Genomic DNA, 19,183 nt, shown 5'->3' on the forward strand with positions numbered 1-19,183 from the left:
CGAGGTGCCAGGACATTCAGGAGAAGCCTGGCTTCCGAGGGTTGAGCGCCCACACCCAGATGACTCCTTCGACGGGGGCGGCGCCCGACGTTCTCACCGTGGACTATACGGATGAGCATATGGGTTAGCATATGGTTATGGCTCGACGTGAAGTACTGGTACAGCTCGATGATGATCTCGTCGAACAACTCGATGCGTTGGCAACCGATCTCGGCACGAACCGTTCAGAACTCATGCGTCGAGGTGCTCAAGCGGTCCTCGACGCCGAGGGGCTCGCAACTGCGGATCGCCAGCTCCGTGTCGCGTACCTGCGCAGGCCCGCCGACCCAGCGCTCGTTCAATCAGCACGACGACTTGCTGCCGAGTCCGCTCCGGCGTGGTAGCTCGCAACGATATCTACTGGGCAGACCTTGGTCCTCCGGCGGGCCGGCGGCCGGTCTGTGTGCTGACCCGCGACGCTGCAATCGACGTGCTGGCTTCGGTGACTTGCGCACCCATCACGCGGACGGTTCGCGGCATCCGGTCTGAGGTCGAACTCGGACCCGAGCATGGGCTTCCCGAAGTGTGCGTCATCAGCTGCGACAACGTGATCACGGTCTCCATCGACGACCTGGACGACGAGCCCGTCGGTCATCTCGACGAGGTCGCCAGAGCTCGTCTCGACCAAGCACTGCGGTACTCGCTCGACATCATCTACTGACCGACCGTCGGTCGCGTCAGGCGGCGAGCCGAAGCTCGCCCTCGACCACCCGGAGGCGTACCACGTTCCACGTCGACCTTTTGATCATCGCCGCGTCGATGGCCGATTTGGCCTCCGCTGACAGAGCCGGCTGATTGCGAAGTCGGGCACGGATGATGTCGGTCCGGGTGCGTTGTCCGGTGGGGCGCATGGTGCTGCCGTCGGCGCGTGTTGTTTCGATGTGGTCGGTGGTGATTCGGGTTCGTTGGAGTTTTGTTCGGTGTTTGTGGCGGTTGTGGCTGGAGCATTCGAGCCCGGCGTTGGTGAGTGAGGTGTGGCCGGTTCCGTTGGCGAATTCGTCGAGGTGGTCGACTTGGCAGCGTTCGGCGGGGATATCGCAGCCGGGGTGGGAGCATCGGTGGCCGAGGAGTTTGGCCATGGCTCTGATGGGGCCGGTGAAGAGTCGGCGGGTGCGGCCGTAGCTGATGGGCATGCCGGTGTTGTCGGTGATGACGGATCGGACTCGGCCGTGGATGAGTGAGCGGACGAGTTCGTCGTTGCTGATGGGCGAGCCGGAGGCGGTTTCTTTGCGGCGTTGCGTTAGTGGTGGGGCGGTGAGGCCGGTGGGTGTTGGTGTCAGGCCGGCTGTGGCGAGTGCGAGTTCGGTGTCGTAGCGCGATGCGATGATGTTGACGATTGTCGGGATTGGCCCGACGGTGAGGCCTGCGTCGGTGGCGGCTTGTGCGGCACGGAAAATGTTTTGTAGGGCGTCGCGTCGGCGTTGTTTGTCGGTGCGTTCAAGGAGTGATGTTGGGGCGTTGGGTCCGTAGGTGGCGTCGCGGGTTGCGCAGTCGAGTTGGAATTCGTGGTCGACGAAGGCGTCGAATATGGCGACCATTTCGGCGGTGTTGAGTGCGGTGCCGCCGGTGGCGCGCATGAACAGTTCGCCGCCGGCGTCGATGACGGTGGCGTCGCGGTGCTCGATGTTGTTGGCTGCGCGTTGTTCGGCGCCGTTGGTGTCAGCAAGTGTTTCCCAGCGCAGCCCGACGATCCGGAAGTCTTCGTATTTCAGTTGTTCGGCGGCGTCGAGCAGCGTGGTGGCGGCGTCGGTGGTGGCCGTGAGTTGGTCGCCGACGCGTGGGTTGGCGCGGAGTCGGCCGAGTTCATTGGCTTGGGCGGTGCCGATGTGGCCGTTGAGGAGTGCGTTGCCGGCGCCGGCAACAGTGTCGAGGAGTGCTGCGACTTTGATGGTGCTGGCGGCTTGACTGTTTGACCAGTTGAGGTTGGCCCGCAGGAATGCTTTGACCGATCGGTGTCCATCGTCGTGGAACAGGCCGCGTCGTTCGACTTCACGTGTGATTGCGGCCTGCTCGGCTGCGAGCCGGCGGGCGTCGAGTTCGTTGGTTCGCAACCGTTCGATGAGTGCCGGATCGTCGGTGACGATCAGCTCTTCAACGAGGGAGGAGAACATGAAACAAGTATAGCGAACATATGTTCCATATACTCTTTCTGACCAGGTATTTCTTTCCTCTCAGGACGCTCAGTCTTGCGCTGCGCCGGGCGAGTCGACTCCGAGGGGGAGAGCCAAGTTTCTGGTGCTTCGTCGCAGTAGAAGCGCCTGCTCGTGACTTCGAAAGATTGACCGATGATGGACTCGTTTTCCCACACTCGGAGGAACAAAGACAGTCAGCAACTCTCGATCTCGACGACCGTGCCGTTCGCTCCAACCTCGAAGTACAGGGAGCGGTTCGAGGCGAGATGCGATACCTCGATCCATGCGCACCAACCGAGGTCGGCATGCTGCACGAGCTCTCTTGGCTTCGCTCCCAACACGTCGAACACCGGATCGCTTGAGCCGTCAAACCCCCAGAATGCCATGTCGTCGGGATCGATGACTGCGGTTGTCGCCATCGCGCGAATTCGGGATACCTCGTTATTGACGCTCCGGTGACCGATGACGCCGATAGCGAGCGATGCCAGTAGAGCGGCAGCGCCGAGACCGACGATGATTTGAAGTCTCTTGGATCTGCCCGCAGCGTCGTCTTCGATTTGCTCAAGGTCGCACTGCGATGGCCGCGTGCATGGTGAGCGACATGTTGAAGCGTTGGCGTCGCGCCGCTTCGTGAATCTTGCCGACAAAACGAGACACGTCACCGGCTTCGAGTTGGCCCTTTTCCACGAGGTCTTCGGCGAGACTCGTCATTGAGAAGCACCCGTCGGGTGCCGGTGACTCATCTGGGTTCCACCGAGTCCAGATCTGAGTGTCCGTCGTTTCCATCGTCACCTCACAGCCCGCAGCGGTTGCGAGTGCGGCGAGTCGTCGCCCGATATTGGACGGTCGATTTCGTTCGGCGCGCAGCCCATTGCGAACCATTTTCGTGATTTGCGGGTCGCCGACATCGAGGTGCAACGTCGGCTGGTCGGCCTCGTCGAGCGAACGTGGGTCACCCACCGAGAACCGAACGGCACACGGCACCTCGCTGCTTCGTTGACGTGCGACTTCCAACATGGCAGCGCTCGCGTCGACCCCGACCATTTCTCCCGCGGGACCCAGATCGAATCCGAGGGAGATCGCAGCATCGCCGCACCCGCAACCGACGTCCAGAACTCGTTCCCCATCGACGAGGCCGAGCCGCTGCTGTTCCCACGCCCGCAATCACCAGCGGCCGAGCGCGAAGGTTTCCGGCCAGCGGCTACGGCTGCGTGCCGCGGAGGTACTTGCCGACGATGCCGCGGCGGATTTCTTGGGTGCCGGCACCGATCTCGAGCAGCTTGGCGTCGCGGTAGAGGCGGTTGACTTCCATCTCCCACATGTAGCCGGCGCCGCCATGGATCTGCACTGCCTCGTCGGCGGCTTCGCGCATCATTTTGGTGGCATACAGAATCGCCGCGGCGGAGTGTGCATGGACGGCGCCGCGACCGGCTTCTGACTCGTCAGCTTCGGCACACATGGCGAGCACGCGATAGACGTATGCCTTGGCGATCTGGACGCCGACCCACATGTCGGCAAGCTTGAATTCGATTGCCTGGAAGTCGATAATCGGCTTGTCGAACTGCTTGCGGGTGAGGGCGTAGTCCAAGCTCAATTCGAGGCATCGCTCAGCCATGCCGACGGCGGCCGGTGCGAGGAAGATGCGCTCGACATCGAGCCCGCTCATCACAACGCCGACGCCGCCGTTCAGTTCGCCGACGATGTTCGCGGCAGGTACTCGGCAGTCGTTGAAGACCAACTCCGCGGTCGGGCTCCCGCGGTAGCCCATCTTGCTGAGCTTCTGGGCGACTGCGAATCCGGGGGTCTTGGTTTCCAGGACGAACGCGGTGATGCCGCGATGGCCGGCAGCGAGATTGGTCTTTGCGTAGACGAGGACGATGTCGGCGATGGGGCCGTTGGTGATGTATGTCTTCGAGCCGTTGAGGATGTACTCGTCGCCGTCCTTGACCGCTGTCGTAGCCATCGAGCCGAGGGCGTCGGAGCCGGCGCCGGGCTCGGTCAGGCCGAGCGCACCGATGATCGAGCCGTCGCACATGCCGGGTAGATAGCGCTGCTTAATGTCGTCGTTCGCGTTGCGCAGGATGTTGTTACCGCACAGGTTGTCGTGAGCGCCCCAGGTAAGCATCGCCGACGCGTTGTACTTACCCATCGCCTGGCAGATGAGACCCTGCTCAAACAGGCCGAGGCCCTGGCCCCCGTACTCCTCCGGCATGGTGATCCCGAGGTAGCCATGCTTGGCAAACAATTGAAAGAGATCGTCCGGGCACTCCTCGGTGTTGTCCATCTCTGATGCGAGCGGGAGGAGTTGCTCGCGGCTGAAGCGCTCGGCTTCGTCAAGAATCTGTTGTTGGACATCGTTCAGTTCGAAGGCGCCGGGGGTGAGGGTGGTCATGGTGATCTCCTGATCAGAAGGTGCCAGCTGCGGGGCCATCGGTGGCGCCGCCGGCAAAGGCTTGAGCGATGTTCATCCAGGCGGTCGCAACATCGCCGGTGACTGCAAGGTTGGTGTCGTCGACGTGGCGACGCTGGGTAGTGACGAGACAGAAGTCGACTGCCGCGCCGGTGATCGTGTTGGCTGCGTCGTCGGGGCCGAAGTCCCACGTGGCGCCGGACGGTGAGGTCAGCGACACGTGGACCGGAGCTGACGGCGCCTCGAGTCGGCGATTGATGTAGCTCCACTTGTGTGTGATGAAGCCGAGTTGAGCAATGTGGCGGATGCGGTCGGTGTGTGGACGTTCGGGTGCGTTGATGTCGTTCTGCTGCAATGTGTCGACGATGTCTTGGCCGTGTGCCCACGCCTCCATGAGGCGGGCCGTGAGGAAGGATTTTGATCCCATCGACGGGCCGTACCAGATCACGCGATCCTGCTCGCCGAGCGATGCCGAGGCTGCGGACAGCACGCCACGGTTGGTGCGCCACGCGTGGAGCAACTCGTCTGGAGACATTGCCCGGTAGTCGCCAAGGGTGGCGAGATCCATCGCGTCGTCAGCGGCGTCTGGGCTCATCGTCCCCATCAGCTCGCCGGTGAGTGAAGTGAACTGATCAGGGTCGCTGATGGCCAGCGCCGCGGTCCAGTCGAAGTAGGTGAGGTGGCCGATCTGGTCGGCGATCGACCAACGCGGGCTGGGGGTGGCGAGCGCCCAGGCTTCAGGCTCGAGGTCAGTGATGATCGAGTCGAGTGCGTCCTGTTCGGCGATGAGATCGGCGCGAACTGTTTCGACTGTGGGGGCTGCGTCATTCATGTGGTCAGGTTCTCAGTTCTTGTCGTTGCGAAGCGAGCGGAGCACGATGTCGGTCATCTCAGCGCTCGCCTCGTCGCGGGTCATGTGCATGTCGGAGAGGATGCCGGGTTGGCTGAAGTAGAGGCCGCTACCGGCGAGCATGCCGGCGGCGACAGCGGGGGAGACGTCGCGAAATTCGCCCGCTTCGATTCCCATTTTGATGAGTCCCTCGCTGACCGACATCACGTATCGGAAATGGCGATCGAGAAGGCGGCGGGCCGCAGGGTCGTCATCAAGGTCGTCGGCGAACGCTGCGGTCAGGCGTTGCAGTTCGAGGGCGCCATTGATGTACGAGCGGACCTGGTCGGCGATCGGGGCGTCATGATCAACCGAGTCGAGGGCACTGCGCCCCACTCGGTGCAGGAACCGGTCGAGCACCATGAGCACTAACGCGTCTTTCGAAGGTGCCAGTTCGTAGAGCGTTCGGCGTGAACAGCCGACAGCGCTTGCGAGCGCGGCCACCGTTGCGGCGGAGAAGCCGCGTTCCAGGAACTGTGTCTCGAGTTGATCGAGTATCTCGCGGTGCCGCGCTCCCAAGCGTTCTTCAGCCCGTCGCGGCAGCAACGGTTGCGGTGCGGTACCAAAAGCCATCATCTGGTACCGTAACATCTGTTGGGTCGCCTCGCGAACTGTCGAGTCTCCGGCAACAAGTGCGCAAAGCAGTCGATCAGAACAGGGGAACGCATGGCAATCGGCAGTGTGATCAAGAGCCGTCTGGACACGAAGTCAGACGACTACAAGGCGAACCTCGCAGAGATGCAAAAGCTCTGGGACGTGGTCGCTGCCGAGATGGCGAACGTGCCCGGCATCGGCGGCCAGCGCTACGTCGACCGCCATCGCAAGCGCGGCAAGATGCTCGTGCGTGAGCGCATCGAGAATCTGATCGATCCGAACACACCGTTCCTCGAACTCAGCCCGCTGGCTGCGTGGGGGACCGAAGACCCGATCGGTGTCGGCATCGCATCGGGCATTGGCACGATCGAAGGCGTCGAGTGTCTGATCACCGGTACCGACATGACTGTGCGCGGTGGTTCGGCCAACCCCACCACATGGAAAAAGAGTCAGCGCTTCACCGAGATTGCCAAGGAAAACCGTCTGCCGGTCATCAACCTGAACGAGTCCGCCGGCGCCGACCTGCCCCGCCAAGCCGACCTGTTCATTCAAGGTGGTGCGAGTTTCCGTGACCTCACACAGTTGTCGCAAATGGGCATTCCCACCATCACAATGGCGTTCGGCCCCAACACAGCTGGTGGCGCGTACACGCCGGGCACGAGCGACTACACGGTCTTCGTCAAAGACAGGGCAACCGCTTACCTTGGCGGCCCGCCGCTGGTGCAGATGGCGATCGGCGAAGTGGTTGACGAAGAGTCACTCGGTGGCGCTGATATGCACTCTCGCACATCGGGTCTCTCCGATTTTCTGGCGCAAGACGAAATGGATGCCCTTCGCATCACCCGCCAAATCGTGAAGCATCTGCAGTGGAAGAAGCTCGGTCCGGGTCCGACCGAATCCCCCGACGAACCGATCTACGACCCGGCCGAATTGTTGGGCTGCGCCTCGGCCGATGTACGCATCCCCTTCGAGATACGCGAGGTCTACGCCCGGCTCCTCGACGGCAGTCGCTTCGAAGAGTTCAAGCCGCTGTACGGCGACAAGCTCGTCTGCGGCTGGGCGTCGATTCATGGCTTCCCTGTCGGCGTGCTCGGCAACAACGGCATCCTCTTTTCGGAGGAGGCCAAGAAAGGAGCACAGTTCATCCAGCTGTGCAACAAGACCAACACGCCGCTCGTTTTCTTGCACAACATCACCGGTTTCATGGTCGGCTCGAAAGCCGAGCAGGGCGGCATCATCCGTAACGGAGCCAAGCTCATCAACGCCGTGTCGAACTCGACCGTGCCGCACTTCAACTTGATGGTCGGGGCCAGCTATGGCGCCGGCAACTACGGCATGGGCGGCAAGGCCTACAACCCCCGCTTCATCTTCACGTGGCCCAACCATCGCATTGCCGTGATGGGCCCGAAGCAGCTCGCTGGCGTGATGGACATTGTTGCTCGCAACAGCGCTGCTGGTCGCGGGGTCGACGTCGACGAGGAGGCGCTGCAAGCACAGACTGCAGCACTCGAAGCCCAGATCGAACACGAGTCGACGGCGCTCTATTCAACTGGCCGATTGTGGGACGACGGAATCATCCATCCGGCTGATTCGAGAACTGTTTTGGGCATGGCCCTGTCGGCGGCGCACAGCAACGAAGTTGTTGGGGCCACGAGCTACGGCGTGTGGAGGCACTGAGATGATTGCATCAAACGAATTGACCGGGTCGAGTGACCAGTGGGCTCCACCTGAGGGTTCTGAGCCAGTGCCGCGGCGGCCGATCAACAAATTACTCATTGCCAACCGCGGCGAGATCGCCGTCCGGATAGCGCGCACCGCGCACCGGCTCGGCATGGGGACCGTCGGGGTGTACTCAGAGCCTGATGCCAACGCGCTGCACGTCGACAGTGTTGACGTTGCCGTGGCACTCGGTGGCGAGACCGCGGCCGAGTCGTACTTGCGCGGCGATGCAATCATCGCTGCTGCGAAGGCAACCGGCGCCGATGCGATCCACCCGGGCTATGGCTTTCTCGCGGAGAACGCCGCCTTTGCCCAAGCCGTCGAAGACGCCGGCCTGATCTGGGTCGGGCCAACCCCCGAACAGATCACGCTGCTTGGTGACAAGGTGGCTGCCAAGCGCGCCGCGGTGGATGCAGGCGTGCCAACCACGCCGATCTGGGAAGTCGGCGGCGATGGCGCAGTGCCTGACGGCGTGCCCATGCCGGCACTCGTCAAGGCCGCAGCCGGGGGTGGCGGGCGTGGCATGCGCATCGTCACCGAGCCCGAGCTTCTGGCCGAATCGATTCTCTCTGCGAGTCGCGAAGCCAAGGCTGCGTTCGGCGACGGCGCAGTGTTCATCGAGCCGTACATCGAACGCGGTCGGCACATCGAAGTGCAGATCATGGGCGACCAGCATGGCCACGTCATCCATCTCGGTGAGCGCGAGTGTTCGATTCAGCGCCGCAACCAGAAGGTGATCGAAGAGTCGCCGTCATCTGGGATTTCTGCAGCGACGCGAGCCGCAGTCTGCGAAGGTGCCCTCGCCCTGGCCCGCGCTGTCCGGTACGTCGGTGCAGGCACTGTCGAGTTCCTCGTCGGCGAGTCTGACGACGGTCAGGTCATCAATTTCCTGGAGGTTAATACCAGGCTCCTGGTCGAGCACCCGGTGACCGAAGAAGTGACCGGCTTCGACCTCGTCGAAATGCAATTACGTGTCGCCTCGGGTGAACCACTCGGGGTCTCGCAAGACGACGTCACGATCACCGGCCATGCCATTGAGGTGCGCGTGGTCGCAGAGAATCCAGCGACGAACTGGATGCCGTCGACCGGTGAGATCACTGCGTTCGACGTCAGCGACGATGTCCGTACCGACACCGGCATCCGTGCTGGTGCGGTGATCTCTCCGAACTACGACTCGCTCCTGGCGAAGGTCATTGCATACGCACCGACCCGCCACGATGCGGCTCGCATGCTCGCCCGGGCACTTCGCACATCTCAGGTCAAGGGTGTCGACACAAATATCGACATGCTCGTGGCGACGCTCGGCGAACGCGACTTTCTCGCGGCCAACACGCCGACGGCCTATCTCGGTGAGCATCCCGACGTCCTCACGCCGGCGGGTCCCATCGGAGATGACCGGTTAGCACTTCTGCTGGCTGCGGTGTTCGCCGAAGAGCGACGAACGCGTGCGGACGACAAGCATCACGGTTTCGCACCCTCCGGTTTTCGGACCCTCCGAACCCAAGGCCAACGTCAGACGTGGACCGACGGTGCAACCGACCATCAGGTCGAGTTCGTTGTCGACTCGCGATCGACAGCGTCGGTGTCAATCGGAGCTTGGCCGGCGCCGACCGATGACGGGACGCTGACGACCGATGAGCGCCGTCGAATGGCGGTCCGCCTGCTGGCCCGTACCGACGAGCGCGAAGTCATCGAGGTTGATGGCGTCCGACATGCCGTCGACGTGGCCATCGACGGCGAGACTGTTCGCACCCGAAGTGCAGCGGGCTCGGTTGTCTTCACCCAGTTGCCCCGATTCGTCGAACACGAGCTTGACGACGCCGGTGGCGGCCCGATCTGCCCGCTTCCTGGAACCGTCATTGCTGTCCATGTCGAAGTAGGTCAAACCGTCGGCGAGGGCCATGTCCTGATGGTGGTCGAGGCAATGAAGATGGAACACAAGATCACTGCAACTGCAGCTGCCACCGTCGGCGAAGTCCGCTTCGCTGTCGGCGATCGAGTCGACCAGGGCGATCTACTCGTCGCACTCGAGGCAATCGAATGAACAATTGCGTATGGGGTCAGGCCCCTTTCGCAACTCTGTGCCCCGGGAGCGTTCACGATGACTGACCCGATCCGCATCGCCAACTGCTCAGGCTTCTTCGGCGATCGGCCGAGTGGCGCGCTCGAGATGGTCGAGGGCGGGCCGATCGACGTCCTCACCGGCGACTGGCTTGCCGAGCTGACGATGTTGATCCTCAGCCGTATCCGAGCAAAGCGTCCGGGGCAGGGTTACGCACGAACCTTCGTCGGACAGATGGAACAGGTCATGGGCACCTGCATGGAGAAGGGCATCAAGGTGGTGTCCAACGCCGGCGGCCTCGACCCTGACGGCTGCGCCGAAGCGGTGAAGGACGTTGCCGACAAGCTTGGTCTTTCCCCGACAATCGCCTACGTGAACGGCGACGACCTCCTGCCGCGCATTCACGAACTGGCCGCGAGCGGAGCGCTTGCACCGTTCGACGGAACCTCCGATGTGACGCGATTGGGCAATCTCGATGCCTACGTCAGCGCCAACGCATACCTCGGTTGCTTCGGCATCGTTGACGCGCTGACGCGCGGTGCCGACATCGTCATCACTGGCCGCGTCACAGACGCGGCCGTTGTGTGCGGCCCTGCCGCCTGGCACCACGGGTGGAAACGCACCGACCTCGATCAGCTCGCCGGCGGTGTCGTCGCCGGTCATCTCATCGAATGCAGTGCTCAGGTCACCGGTGGCAACTATTCGTTCTTCACGGAGATCAAGGGACGCGAGGAGATCGGCGGCCGTGCCCGGTTCGGCTTCCCGTGGGCCGAAGTTGCAGCAGACGGATCATCGGTTATCGGCAAGCACGACGGCACTGGCGGCGAGGTCTCGGTCGGCACCGTCACCTCGCAGTTGCTCTACGAGATCGGGAGCCCCGCGTACCTCGGCCCCGACGTCACAGCGCGCTTCGACACCGTCGAACTCGAACAGATCGCGCCCGACCGAGTGAAAGTGTCGGGGACCCGTGGCGAGGCGGCACCGTCCACACTCAAGGTGGCCATGAATGAGCTGGGTGGCTTTCGCAACTCGTTCACCGTCGCGCTCACCGGCCTCGATATCGAGGACAAAGCCAAGCTGGCGAAGGCCGCATTTTGGGACGCCTGCCCGTATCGGCCAGAAGACTTCGAGTCGGTCACCAGCCGTGTGATTCCGACGAATAAGCCTGACCCTGCAACCCAGGAAGAGGCAACAGCAATCTGGCGCCTCACTGTCAAAGATCCCGACGAACGCAAAGTCGGCCGAGCATTCTCGGACGCCATGGTGCACACCGCACTTGCTGCGATCCCAGGTCTCTACGGCCTCGGCGGCGGGCCTGGCGCAGCGTCGCCCTTCGGCGTCTACCGCCCTGCAACAGTTCCGGCTGGCCTTGTCCCGCAGTACGTCACGATTCTTGGCGGCGACACGATCCAGATCGATTCCACTGTGACGCCGAGGTCTGACCTCGGTGTGACAGTCCCGCCAGCCGACACGAGTGTCACGCTCGGCGTAGACCTCGGCGTGACAAAACGCGTTCCGCTGGGCACTGTCTTCGGGACGCGATCGGGTGACAAGGGTGGCAATGCGAACCTCGGCGTGTTCGCCCGTTCGGAGGCTGCGTGGGAGTGGCTCGACAGCGAGCTGACGACAGGGATGCTGCAGGAACTTTTGCCCGAAACCGCAGACCTGCAGGTCGACCGCCACCGCTTGGCGAACGTCCGCTCACTCAACTTCGTGATTCACGACCTCCTCGACGAAGGCGTCGCAGCATCAACGCGACAAGACGCCCAGGCGAAGGCGCTGGGCGAGTGGCTTCGGGCTCGCCACGTCGACCTCCCGACGTCCCTGCTCTGAATCAGACGCGGATCGGGCGAGCGAAGCGGGCATGCACTGGCTGAGCCCATCGCGCGATTGGTTCACCGATTGGCTCTGCCAGGCCGGGGGCGGCCATCGCTGAATCATCGAGTTCGATGAGCGTGACGTCGTGCAACGTCCACGGTTCATGATCAACGGCGTGAAACCAAAGCCGACCGAATGACTTCGCAACTGTTCCCCACCGAGCAGTGAGGAAGACGTCGAGTTCTGTCGGCTCGATTGCCCCACCGATGTCGATGCTCACGTGTGTGCGAGCAGCCGGTGATCGTGGCCAGCGACGACGTCGAGTTGTGTACGTGACTTTCGGGCCGTCGATGGCAAGCGTCATGTCAGCCCAGAAGTACGGAAATCCGATCAACATTTTCGCGAAGGCAACGACTGGGAGTCGTACGCAATCGAGCGACAGGAACCACACTGCGCGGTTTCCGAGCGAATCAACCACGTACGTGCGCACGTTTGTTTCTTCGAAGTCGGAGACGTACGGAAGCTTCCGGAGCCACGTCGGGCCCGCTCTCCGCATCATGAACGGGACAAGCGACACCCAGGCCTTGCCGTCGAACGTGTCGACGGTGAGCCCATCAGGGAGCAGTGCCTGCACGGCAGCGGGTTCGTACGGCCAATGCAGGAACGTGAGATCGTGCCAGTCGTTGCGCAACCAGCCGCGCTCAATCGGATCTGGGCAGATGGCGGAGAGTGGCTTGAAATCCAACGGGTTCCAGTCAGTCGGCGCGGCGGATCGGGCCGTCGACGGGTTTGCCGAACACCTTCCGGCCAGCTGGATCGTCGTCATCGTCGTCGCGTTCGTCCATCCACTGGCGCAATACGGTCCACGCGTAGATGCCAGTCGAGTGGCCATCGGACCAATCGAGGCTGAGGCCCCAGGCCCCAGCGAGCTCGGCGTCGGTGATCGAGATCGGGCCGCCTTCTTCGACCGACTGGCTCACGGGCTCGCCCTTCTGCCGTCGCGAGTTGCATTCGGCGCATGGGCAGGCGAGACGAAGCGGTGCCAGTTCGAAGCGGGCAATGACACCGTCTCCGAACTCGATCTCGACGTGGGACGCCCGGTCGACTTCGATGTTGAGAACGTCGTGGCGAGCCATCAGCGTCAGGCTACGGCGGTCACACTGTGCCTGGCACAGTGTGACCGGTCAGCCTCGAAGACCAGGCCCGAAGATCAGCCCAGGATCAGTTCGGCGTAGTGCGGGAGCATCATTGCGGGGCCGCTGAGCAGCAGTTCGGTGATGCAGCTGTCTTCCCACTTACTCAACTCTTCTTTGATCTTTCCGGCCGGACCGACGAGCGCGACATCTTCGACCATCTCGAGCGGGATAGATGCGGCCGCCTCGGCCTTTTTGCCTTCGAGGTAGAGGTTCTGGACCTTGTCGGCCACGTCGCCGTAGCCCATGCGTTCGAACACTTCGTAGTGGAAATTCGCACCCTTCGCTCCCATACCACCGGCGTACAGCGCAAGGAAGGGCCGAATCATGTCGGCGCACTCCTGCACGTTGTCGCCCGGCACGATCGACACGGTCGCCGTCACCTCGAAGCGATCCTTCTTGGTCGGGTCGCCCGATGCGGCGAAGCCCTCGTCGAGCTGATCGCGGTACCAGCGGTCTTCCTTCGGCGAGAAGAACAGCGGGAGCCAGCCGTCGGCGATCTCGGCCGACAGAGCGACGTTCTTTGGCCCCTCGGCGGCGAGGTAAATCGGGATGTCATTGCGCAGCGGATGCACTGTTGGCTTGAGGGCCTTGCCGAGGTTGGCACCGCCGTCGAACGGCAGTTGGTAGTGCTTGCCGTCAAACTCGACCGGAGCCTCGCGAGCGAACACCTGGCGCACGATGTCGATGTACTCACGTGTCCGTTCGAGTGGGCGCGGATACGGCTGGCCGTACCAACCCTCAACGACCTGCGGGCCAGAAGCACCGAGCCCGAGGATGAAGCGGCCGTTCGAAAGATGGTCCATGGTGATCGCGGCCATGGCCATAGCGGTCGGTGTACGTGCCGCCATCTGAGCGATTGCCGTGCCCAGCTGCAGCGTCTTGGTCTGAGCGCCCCACCAGGCGAGTGGCGTGAGCGCATCGGAGCCGTATGCCTCTGCGGTCCACACTGAGTTGAAACCGAGCTTCTCGGCTTCCTGCACTGCTTCGAGTGCGCCCTTTGGCGGGCCTGCCGACCAGTATCCGGTGTTGTATCCGAGCTTGAGATCTGCCATGCCCAGACCGTAGGTGAGCAGGGCCCGCAGGAATCAGTCCGGCCTGAAGTGCTTCGCACCGGCCATGATGTGCTCATGGGTGGCGAGAACGACGATCGACTGGTGGTGACGAACTCGGTCCGCATCCCGCAGTACGAGTTGCAGGAGACTTTCTCGGCGTCGGGTGGCCCGGGAGGTCAGCATGCGAACAAGGCGGCGACACGCGTCGAGTTGACACTCGACATCACGACATCGTCAGCCTTCAACGAGTCCGAGCGCCAACGCGTGATCGACAAGCTCGGAGCGGTCGTCCGCGTCGTTGCAGATGACGAACGCTCGCAACTTCGCAACCGAACGCTCGCTGCCGAACGGATGGCCGCCAAGCTTCGCGGCGCGCTATACGTACAGCGGCGGCGTCGAGCAACGAAGCCGACGCGTGGTTCGCAACGGCGGCGGCTCCAGGCGAAGTCGGAGCGATCTGAGGTCAAACAGCAGCGCCGTCGACCGAGCCGCGACGAATAGTTGCGAAAGGGGCCTGACCCCATACGTAATTACGGGGTGAAGGTGACCGGGAGCTTGTCCGGGCCGAAGATCGCGGTGCCCGGGGGCTTCCACTGCACGCCGTCGGCCAGCTTCAGGTCAGGCATGCGGCGGGCAAGGATCGGTAGCGCTTCTTGCAGCTCGGCTCGAGCGAGCCACGCACCGAGGCAGTAGTGGATACCTGAGCCGAGCGTGAGGTGCGGTGAACCAGCTGGCTCTTTGCGGATGTCGAAGGTCTCGGCACCTGGGAACGTGCCTTGATCGCGGTTGCCGGTTGCCGTTGACGGGAAAATGAAGGTGCCTGCAGGAAAGAGAATGTCGCGGTAAACGATGTCTTCGCTTGCGAATCGGCCGGTGCCACGGATTGCACCAAAGTGGCGCATTGATTCCTCGACGGCGCGTGGTGCGATATCGGGATCGTCGGCCAGCAACTTCCACTGATCGGGATGCTCAGCAAAGAGCGCGACCGAGCAGCCGAGCTGATTTCGAGTGGTGTCGGTGCCGCCGATGATCACAGCGTTGACCATCATCAGCAGTTCTTCGGCGTCGAGTTTGTCGCCATCTTCTTCGGCAGCGATCAGGTCGGTGAGCAGGTCTTCGCGCGGGTCGTTGCGACGCTCGGAGATCATCTGCATCGTGTATTGGTTGAGTTCTTTGCGAGCGGCTTTGATGATGTCGAGTTCGTCAAGCACGTTGGCGTTGAACACGCGCAGCACGTCTTCGGCCCAGCGGGAGAACAGCTGCCAATCTTCCTTCGGTGCACCGAGTAGTTCGCAGATGATCGGAATCGGATATGGCTCGGTGATGTCGGCGACGATGTCGGCCGTGCCTGATGCGGCGATCGGATCGATTAACCCGTTCATCACCTCGCGCATGAACGGGCGAAGCCGGTCAGCGGAGCGCGGTGAGAATGCCTTGGCGACGAGGCGCCGAAGGCGAGTGTGGACGTCACCTTCGGCGGCGAGGATCGACGGCTTGTCGCGGTTGCCGATCAGCTCGGGGTCGGTGATGCCACGCATCTCGGGGATCTTCGAAGCTGCGTTGTGCCAGCGCTTGTCGCGCAGGACGGCTGTGACGTCGGCATAGCTGAGGATCGAGTAGCCGAAAAGGCTGCGTGCAATCCACGTGTCGTCGGCGAGCTTCGTCATCGCGGCCAACGCATCTTGGTGCGACATCTCGAAGAGGCTCGGATCGACGACCGGGAGGTCCATCTCGGTGACCAGCGTCGGTGATGTGGCAGTGCCCATTTCCCCACACTAGAGAATGAACGATGCCGATGGTGGGGTCCTGCTTAGGCTTCAAATGGGCTGACCGACGTAGCGTCGAGGGCCGCCGCGACGATCTCATTGGTGTACACGCCGTTGACGGTGTTCAGTCCGTGTGCCAGAGCCGGGTTCAGCCGGGCGGCGCCGACGGCCCCGCTGAGTGCAACCTGCAGCTGGAAGGGGAGTGTTGCATTGGTGAGCGCGTAGGTGCTCGTGTGCGGCACAGCACCCGGCATGTTGCCGACGGCGTAGTGCACGACACCATGCAGCTCGAAGACCGGCTCGTCGTGGGTGGTTTCGCGAGTGGTGGCGATGCAGCCGCCCTGGTCGACGGCAACGTCGACGATGACGGCACGCTGCTTCATCTGCCTGACGAGGTCCTCGCTCACGACGATTGGGGCACGGCCACCTGCAACGAGTACGGCACCGATAACGAGATCGGCCTCCATGACGGTCCGCTCGATCGATCCCTGGTTCGACGCGAGCGTCGAGATGCGACCCTTGTGGATTTGGTCGACGTACCGCAGGCGCTCAAGGTTTTTGTCGAGCACGGTGACTTCGGCTTCCATGCCAGCTGCGATCACAGCCGAGCTCCAGCCGACGTTGCCGGCGCCGAGCACGACGACCTTGGCGGGGCTGACGCCGGGAACTCCGCCCATCAGGACGCCGCGTCCGCCCTTGTGTCGCTCGAGGAAGTGCGCACCCATCTGCGGTGCGAGACGGCCAGCGACTTCGCTCATCGGAGCAAGAAGGGGGAGTGACCCGTCGGTCAGCTGCACGGTCTCGTAAGCAACGCTTGTGGTCTTGGCAGCAAGCAGTGCCTCGGCGACGGCAGGGTACGCGGCAAGGTGCAGGTAGGTGAAGAGCGTCAGATCCTCACGCAGGTACTGGAACTCCTCAGCCTTGGGCTCCTTGACCTTGACGACCATTTCCTGTGCCCAGGCATCGGCAGCAGTTGGCACGATCGTGGCGCCAGCAGCGATGTAGTCCTCATCCATAATCGACGCGCCGACGCCGGCTCCGGCTTGGATGAACACCTGGATGCCGCGCGCATCGAGCTCGCGGACGCCGTCGGGCGTGAGGGCCACGCGGTGTTCGGCGGCCTTCACTTCGGTCGGCACGCCAACGGTCTTGATTACTGGTGCAGTCATGGGCTTCATGGTGCGCCAATTGTCACACTCGTTTACGGCGCGTTTATCTGGAATAATGGCCGAATGGACGAGCAAACCTCAGCCCTGGATGCCATCGACACTCGTATCCTTGGCGAGATTCGTCACGACGCACGAATCAGCTGGCGCGAGCTCGGGGATCGCGTGCATCTCGCGCCAACGTCGGTCGCCGATCGGGTCAAGCGACTTGAGCAGCAAGGTGTGATCACGGGCTACGAGGCCCGGATCAACGCAGCCGCGCTCGGTCGCACAGTCCAGGCGATCGTCGACGTCAGCCTGGTTCCCGGTGATGGCGCGGATGCCTTCGAGCAGCGCATCGCCGCTCGTGACGAAGTCGTGTTCGCGGCCTACGTGACCGGCTCGGCCGACTACAAGATCATCGTCGAATGCGCCGGGGCGCCCGGTCTCGACGCGTTCATTCGATGGGTTCGAGCCGATGAAGTGGTGGCGCGCACCGAATCGCAGTTGGTCCTGCGCACGATCCTCGACTGATCGAGCACAACCTTGCGGTTGTCAGTAACCGAGCAGTCCACTTTCGCCGTTATCGTCGCCTTCGGTGGCAAGCAGAACTCACTACGACGTGCTGGGAGTTCACTCCACGGCAGACGCGGCCACGATCCGAACTGCGTATCGCAGCCTTGCCCGTGACCACCATCCCGACCGTACGGCGCACAGTTCGGCTGCTGGTTCGACGAACATGCCGGCGATCAACGAGGCCTACCGAATACTCAACGACTCTGGCCGCCGTGCCATGTACGACCGCTCGCTCAGCGGCGTGCAAGCCGGTACGCCGCGGTCGATGTCGGCTCCCGGCTTCGAGCCGGAGACAGCCGAACGATGGAACATTGGTGGCGACGTCTACGCCCGACCGGCCCGTATCCCGTGGCGATCATTGCTGGTGTTCAGTTTCATTGCCATTGTCGCGATCGTCGTCCTGGCTCAGTTCGGTCAGCCGGCCGGCCCGCGACCGCCCGATGGCATTCTACGCAACGGCGATTGTGTGCAGATCCTGGAAAACGGCGACGCCAGAGAAATTGCGTGCACCGGAATCGAGGACTTGGTCGTGCGTGCGTTCAACCCGACCTTCGACGCATCGTGTCCTGGCCGTACCGTGCGACATCGCGACCGCCTCGGAATGGGCGTTGCGTGTGTGGAACTTCCTGATCCCGTGAGTCAGGGCTGACCGAAACAGGGGTGTTGCAAGCGCCGAGCGCTGCTAGCTTTGTGCCCCGCACGGGCGATTAGCTCAGATGGTAGAGCGCCTCGTTCACACCGAGGAGGTCACAGGATCGATGCCTGTATCGCCCACCCGTGAAAGTCCTGGTCAGAGCGCACGCTCGGATTGGGGCTTTCGTCGTTTTCGGCTCAAGTCAGAACGTTGTTGCGGCAGGTCCGTAGCGAACTGGCTGCATTGCGCTCAACGGACCAGTTTGACACGGAACTTGCGCCGGTCAAGAGAGGATCGTTTCTGAACCAGCTCGCTGGGGCGGACTTGCGTTGGGCGTCGTAGCTATTGGCGCTCAATTGGCTTGACGCCACAGCGTCGCCTTCGGGCCTGTCAACCGAGGATGGGATTGCACGGGCGCCGACGCAACGTCGGAAAGTGAACGAAGACATTATGTAGAACCCTCCAAGGGTGCATGTGCGGCGCTCGTCGGGGTGTCGTTAACGAACGTGTCACCAGGGGCCAAACTGGGCTGAGGTCAGCTCGGAGCCGTTCGTTGGAGTGTCCGGTAGACGGTCGGCCGGGAGATCGAGAAGACCTCGGCGAGATCAGTGATGCTGTGGTCGCCGGCATCGTGCATGCGACGGAGTTCGGCCTGCTGCTTCGTCGAGAGCTTCGGTTGCCGACCCTTCAGTCGGCCCTTCGCTCTTGCGACGGCCATGCCTTCGCGGGTGCGCATGCGGAGGAGGTCGACTTCGAACTCGGCGAAGGTGGCGAGGATGTTGAAGAACATCTTGCCCATCGGGTCGTTCGGGTCGTGTATTTGGCCACCGAGAGATAGCACCACGCCTTGAGCGGCGAGTTCGTCGCCGATCGCCCGGGCGTCAGGGACGGACCGTGCGAGCCGGTCAAGTTTCGGGACCACGAGTGTGTCACCGCTGCGGACGGCGGCGATTGCCTTCTCGAGGCCAGGCCGTTCGCGGTTGGTGCCGGTGAGGCCGTGGTCGAGGTAGATCCGGTCTGGCTTCACGCCGAGCGCTTCAAGTGCGTTGCGCTGGGCAGTGAGGTCCTGCTTGTCGATCGAGCACCTGGCGTATCCGATCAGGGTGCCTGTCATCGCCGAACTGTAACGGATAGCCACCGATCACTGAGAA

Annotated in this window: 20 protein-coding genes and 1 tRNA gene; 9 read left to right on the top strand and 12 right to left on the bottom strand. The window is 62.8% G+C overall.

Annotated features, from left to right (window positions below; genetic code table 11):
• Window positions 1-137: 137 nt before the first annotated feature.
• Both ACH2EI_RS06250 and ACH2EI_RS06255 read left to right on the top strand, forming a co-directional pair.
• Window positions 138-383, top strand: coding sequence for a ribbon-helix-helix protein, CopG family (locus ACH2EI_RS06250; RefSeq protein WP_395159479.1), 246 nt, complete (start codon window positions 138-140; stop codon window positions 381-383).
• A complete protein-coding gene (locus ACH2EI_RS06255; RefSeq protein ID WP_395155430.1) occupies window positions 377-700 on the top strand; it encodes a type II toxin-antitoxin system PemK/MazF family toxin in 324 nt (107 codons plus the stop codon). The genes ACH2EI_RS06250 and ACH2EI_RS06255 overlap by 7 nt, the downstream gene beginning before the upstream one ends.
• Window positions 701-716: 16 nt before the next feature.
• Here ACH2EI_RS06255 and ACH2EI_RS06260 read toward each other — a convergent pair whose 3' ends face one another.
• From ACH2EI_RS06260 to ACH2EI_RS06285, 6 genes are all read right to left on the bottom strand, one after another.
• Complete coding sequence (locus ACH2EI_RS06260; protein WP_395155429.1) at window positions 717-2,150, bottom strand: DUF222 domain-containing protein; 1,434 nt, start codon at window positions 2,148-2,150, stop codon at window positions 717-719.
• 215 nt (window positions 2,151-2,365) lie between these two features.
• Window positions 2,366-2,590 (bottom strand): hypothetical protein, encoded by a 225-nt coding sequence (locus ACH2EI_RS06265; RefSeq protein WP_395155428.1) that lies wholly within the window; start codon window positions 2,588-2,590, stop codon window positions 2,366-2,368.
• A 142-nt stretch (window positions 2,591-2,732) separates the two neighbouring features.
• The gene (locus tag ACH2EI_RS06270; RefSeq protein WP_395155427.1) at window positions 2,733-3,335 is read right to left on the bottom strand and encodes a methyltransferase domain-containing protein; all 603 of its coding nucleotides are present in this window, start codon (window positions 3,333-3,335) and stop codon (window positions 2,733-2,735) included.
• A gap of 37 nt (window positions 3,336-3,372) precedes the next feature.
• Window positions 3,373-4,563, bottom strand: a complete 1,191-nt coding sequence (locus tag ACH2EI_RS06275; protein ID WP_395155426.1) for an acyl-CoA dehydrogenase family protein — start codon at window positions 4,561-4,563, stop codon at window positions 3,373-3,375.
• A 13-nt stretch (window positions 4,564-4,576) separates the two neighbouring features.
• Window positions 4,577-5,413, bottom strand: a complete 837-nt coding sequence (locus ACH2EI_RS06280; RefSeq protein WP_395155425.1) for a TIGR03084 family metal-binding protein — start codon at window positions 5,411-5,413, stop codon at window positions 4,577-4,579.
• Between the two features lie 12 nt (window positions 5,414-5,425).
• Entirely contained in the window at window positions 5,426-6,043 is a 618-nt protein-coding gene (locus ACH2EI_RS06285; RefSeq protein WP_395155424.1) for a TetR/AcrR family transcriptional regulator, read from the bottom strand.
• A gap of 93 nt (window positions 6,044-6,136) precedes the next feature.
• Between ACH2EI_RS06285 and ACH2EI_RS06290 the strand changes: the two genes are divergently transcribed.
• The 3 genes from ACH2EI_RS06290 to ACH2EI_RS06300 are packed head-to-tail and all read left to right on the top strand — an operon-like array spanning window position 6,137 to window position 11,678.
• Window positions 6,137-7,741 carry an acyl-CoA carboxylase subunit beta gene (locus ACH2EI_RS06290; RefSeq protein WP_395155423.1) on the top strand — a complete coding sequence of 535 codons (1,605 nt, stop codon included), beginning with the start codon at window positions 6,137-6,139 and terminating at the stop codon, window positions 7,739-7,741.
• A gap of 1 nt (window position 7,742) precedes the next feature.
• The gene (locus ACH2EI_RS06295; protein ID WP_395159481.1) at window positions 7,743-9,827 is read left to right on the top strand and encodes a biotin carboxylase N-terminal domain-containing protein; all 2,085 of its coding nucleotides are present in this window, start codon (window positions 7,743-7,745) and stop codon (window positions 9,825-9,827) included.
• 57 nt (window positions 9,828-9,884) lie between these two features.
• Window positions 9,885-11,678, top strand: coding sequence for an acyclic terpene utilization AtuA family protein (locus ACH2EI_RS06300; RefSeq protein WP_395159483.1), 1,794 nt, complete (start codon window positions 9,885-9,887; stop codon window positions 11,676-11,678).
• A gap of 1 nt (window position 11,679) precedes the next feature.
• Here ACH2EI_RS06300 and ACH2EI_RS06305 read toward each other — a convergent pair whose 3' ends face one another.
• From ACH2EI_RS06305 to ACH2EI_RS06315, 3 genes are all read right to left on the bottom strand, one after another.
• Entirely contained in the window at window positions 11,680-12,408 is a 729-nt protein-coding gene (locus ACH2EI_RS06305; RefSeq protein ID WP_395155420.1) for a YqjF family protein, read from the bottom strand.
• Between the two features lie 10 nt (window positions 12,409-12,418).
• Window positions 12,419-12,799: a DUF971 domain-containing protein gene (locus ACH2EI_RS06310; RefSeq protein ID WP_395155419.1), complete on the bottom strand. Its 381-nt coding sequence runs from the start codon at window positions 12,797-12,799 to the stop codon at window positions 12,419-12,421.
• A gap of 74 nt (window positions 12,800-12,873) precedes the next feature.
• On the bottom strand, window positions 12,874-13,911 hold the full coding sequence (locus ACH2EI_RS06315) for an LLM class F420-dependent oxidoreductase (RefSeq protein WP_395155418.1): 1,038 nt from the start codon (window positions 13,909-13,911) through the stop codon (window positions 12,874-12,876).
• A gap of 75 nt (window positions 13,912-13,986) precedes the next feature.
• On the opposite strand from ACH2EI_RS06315, the gene arfB reads away from it, so the two are divergent.
• Window positions 13,987-14,412, top strand: a complete 426-nt coding sequence (gene arfB / locus ACH2EI_RS06320) for an alternative ribosome rescue aminoacyl-tRNA hydrolase ArfB (RefSeq protein ID WP_395155417.1) — start codon at window positions 13,987-13,989, stop codon at window positions 14,410-14,412.
• Between the two features lie 29 nt (window positions 14,413-14,441).
• On the opposite strand, the gene ACH2EI_RS06325 is transcribed toward arfB, so the two are convergent.
• Together ACH2EI_RS06325 and ald are read right to left on the bottom strand one after the other, a co-directional pair.
• Entirely contained in the window at window positions 14,442-15,677 is a 1,236-nt protein-coding gene (locus tag ACH2EI_RS06325; protein ID WP_395155416.1) for a cytochrome P450, read from the bottom strand.
• A gap of 44 nt (window positions 15,678-15,721) precedes the next feature.
• Window positions 15,722-16,846 carry an alanine dehydrogenase gene (gene ald / locus ACH2EI_RS06330; protein WP_395155415.1) on the bottom strand — a complete coding sequence of 375 codons (1,125 nt, stop codon included), beginning with the start codon at window positions 16,844-16,846 and terminating at the stop codon, window positions 15,722-15,724.
• Window positions 16,847-16,909: 63 nt separating this feature from the next.
• Between ald and ACH2EI_RS06335 the strand changes: the two genes are divergently transcribed.
• The 3 genes from ACH2EI_RS06335 to ACH2EI_RS06345 all read left to right on the top strand — a co-directional run bounded on the left by ACH2EI_RS06335 (window position 16,910) and on the right by ACH2EI_RS06345 (window position 18,172).
• Complete coding sequence (locus ACH2EI_RS06335) at window positions 16,910-17,356, top strand: Lrp/AsnC family transcriptional regulator (RefSeq protein WP_395155414.1); 447 nt, start codon at window positions 16,910-16,912, stop codon at window positions 17,354-17,356.
• A gap of 64 nt (window positions 17,357-17,420) precedes the next feature.
• On the top strand, window positions 17,421-18,047 hold the full coding sequence (locus ACH2EI_RS06340; protein WP_395155413.1) for a J domain-containing protein: 627 nt from the start codon (window positions 17,421-17,423) through the stop codon (window positions 18,045-18,047).
• Between the two features lie 52 nt (window positions 18,048-18,099).
• A tRNA-Val gene (locus ACH2EI_RS06345) sits at window positions 18,100-18,172 on the top strand.
• 395 nt (window positions 18,173-18,567) lie between these two features.
• On the opposite strand, the gene ACH2EI_RS06350 is transcribed toward ACH2EI_RS06345, so the two are convergent.
• The gene (locus ACH2EI_RS06350) at window positions 18,568-19,146 is read right to left on the bottom strand and encodes a recombinase family protein (RefSeq protein WP_395155412.1); all 579 of its coding nucleotides are present in this window, start codon (window positions 19,144-19,146) and stop codon (window positions 18,568-18,570) included.
• Window positions 19,147-19,183 lie beyond the last annotated feature (37 nt).

Origin of the sequence: Ilumatobacter sp. (genome assembly GCF_041688325.1) — a bacterium.
Classification (GTDB): domain Bacteria; phylum Actinomycetota; class Acidimicrobiia; order Acidimicrobiales; family Ilumatobacteraceae; genus Ilumatobacter_A.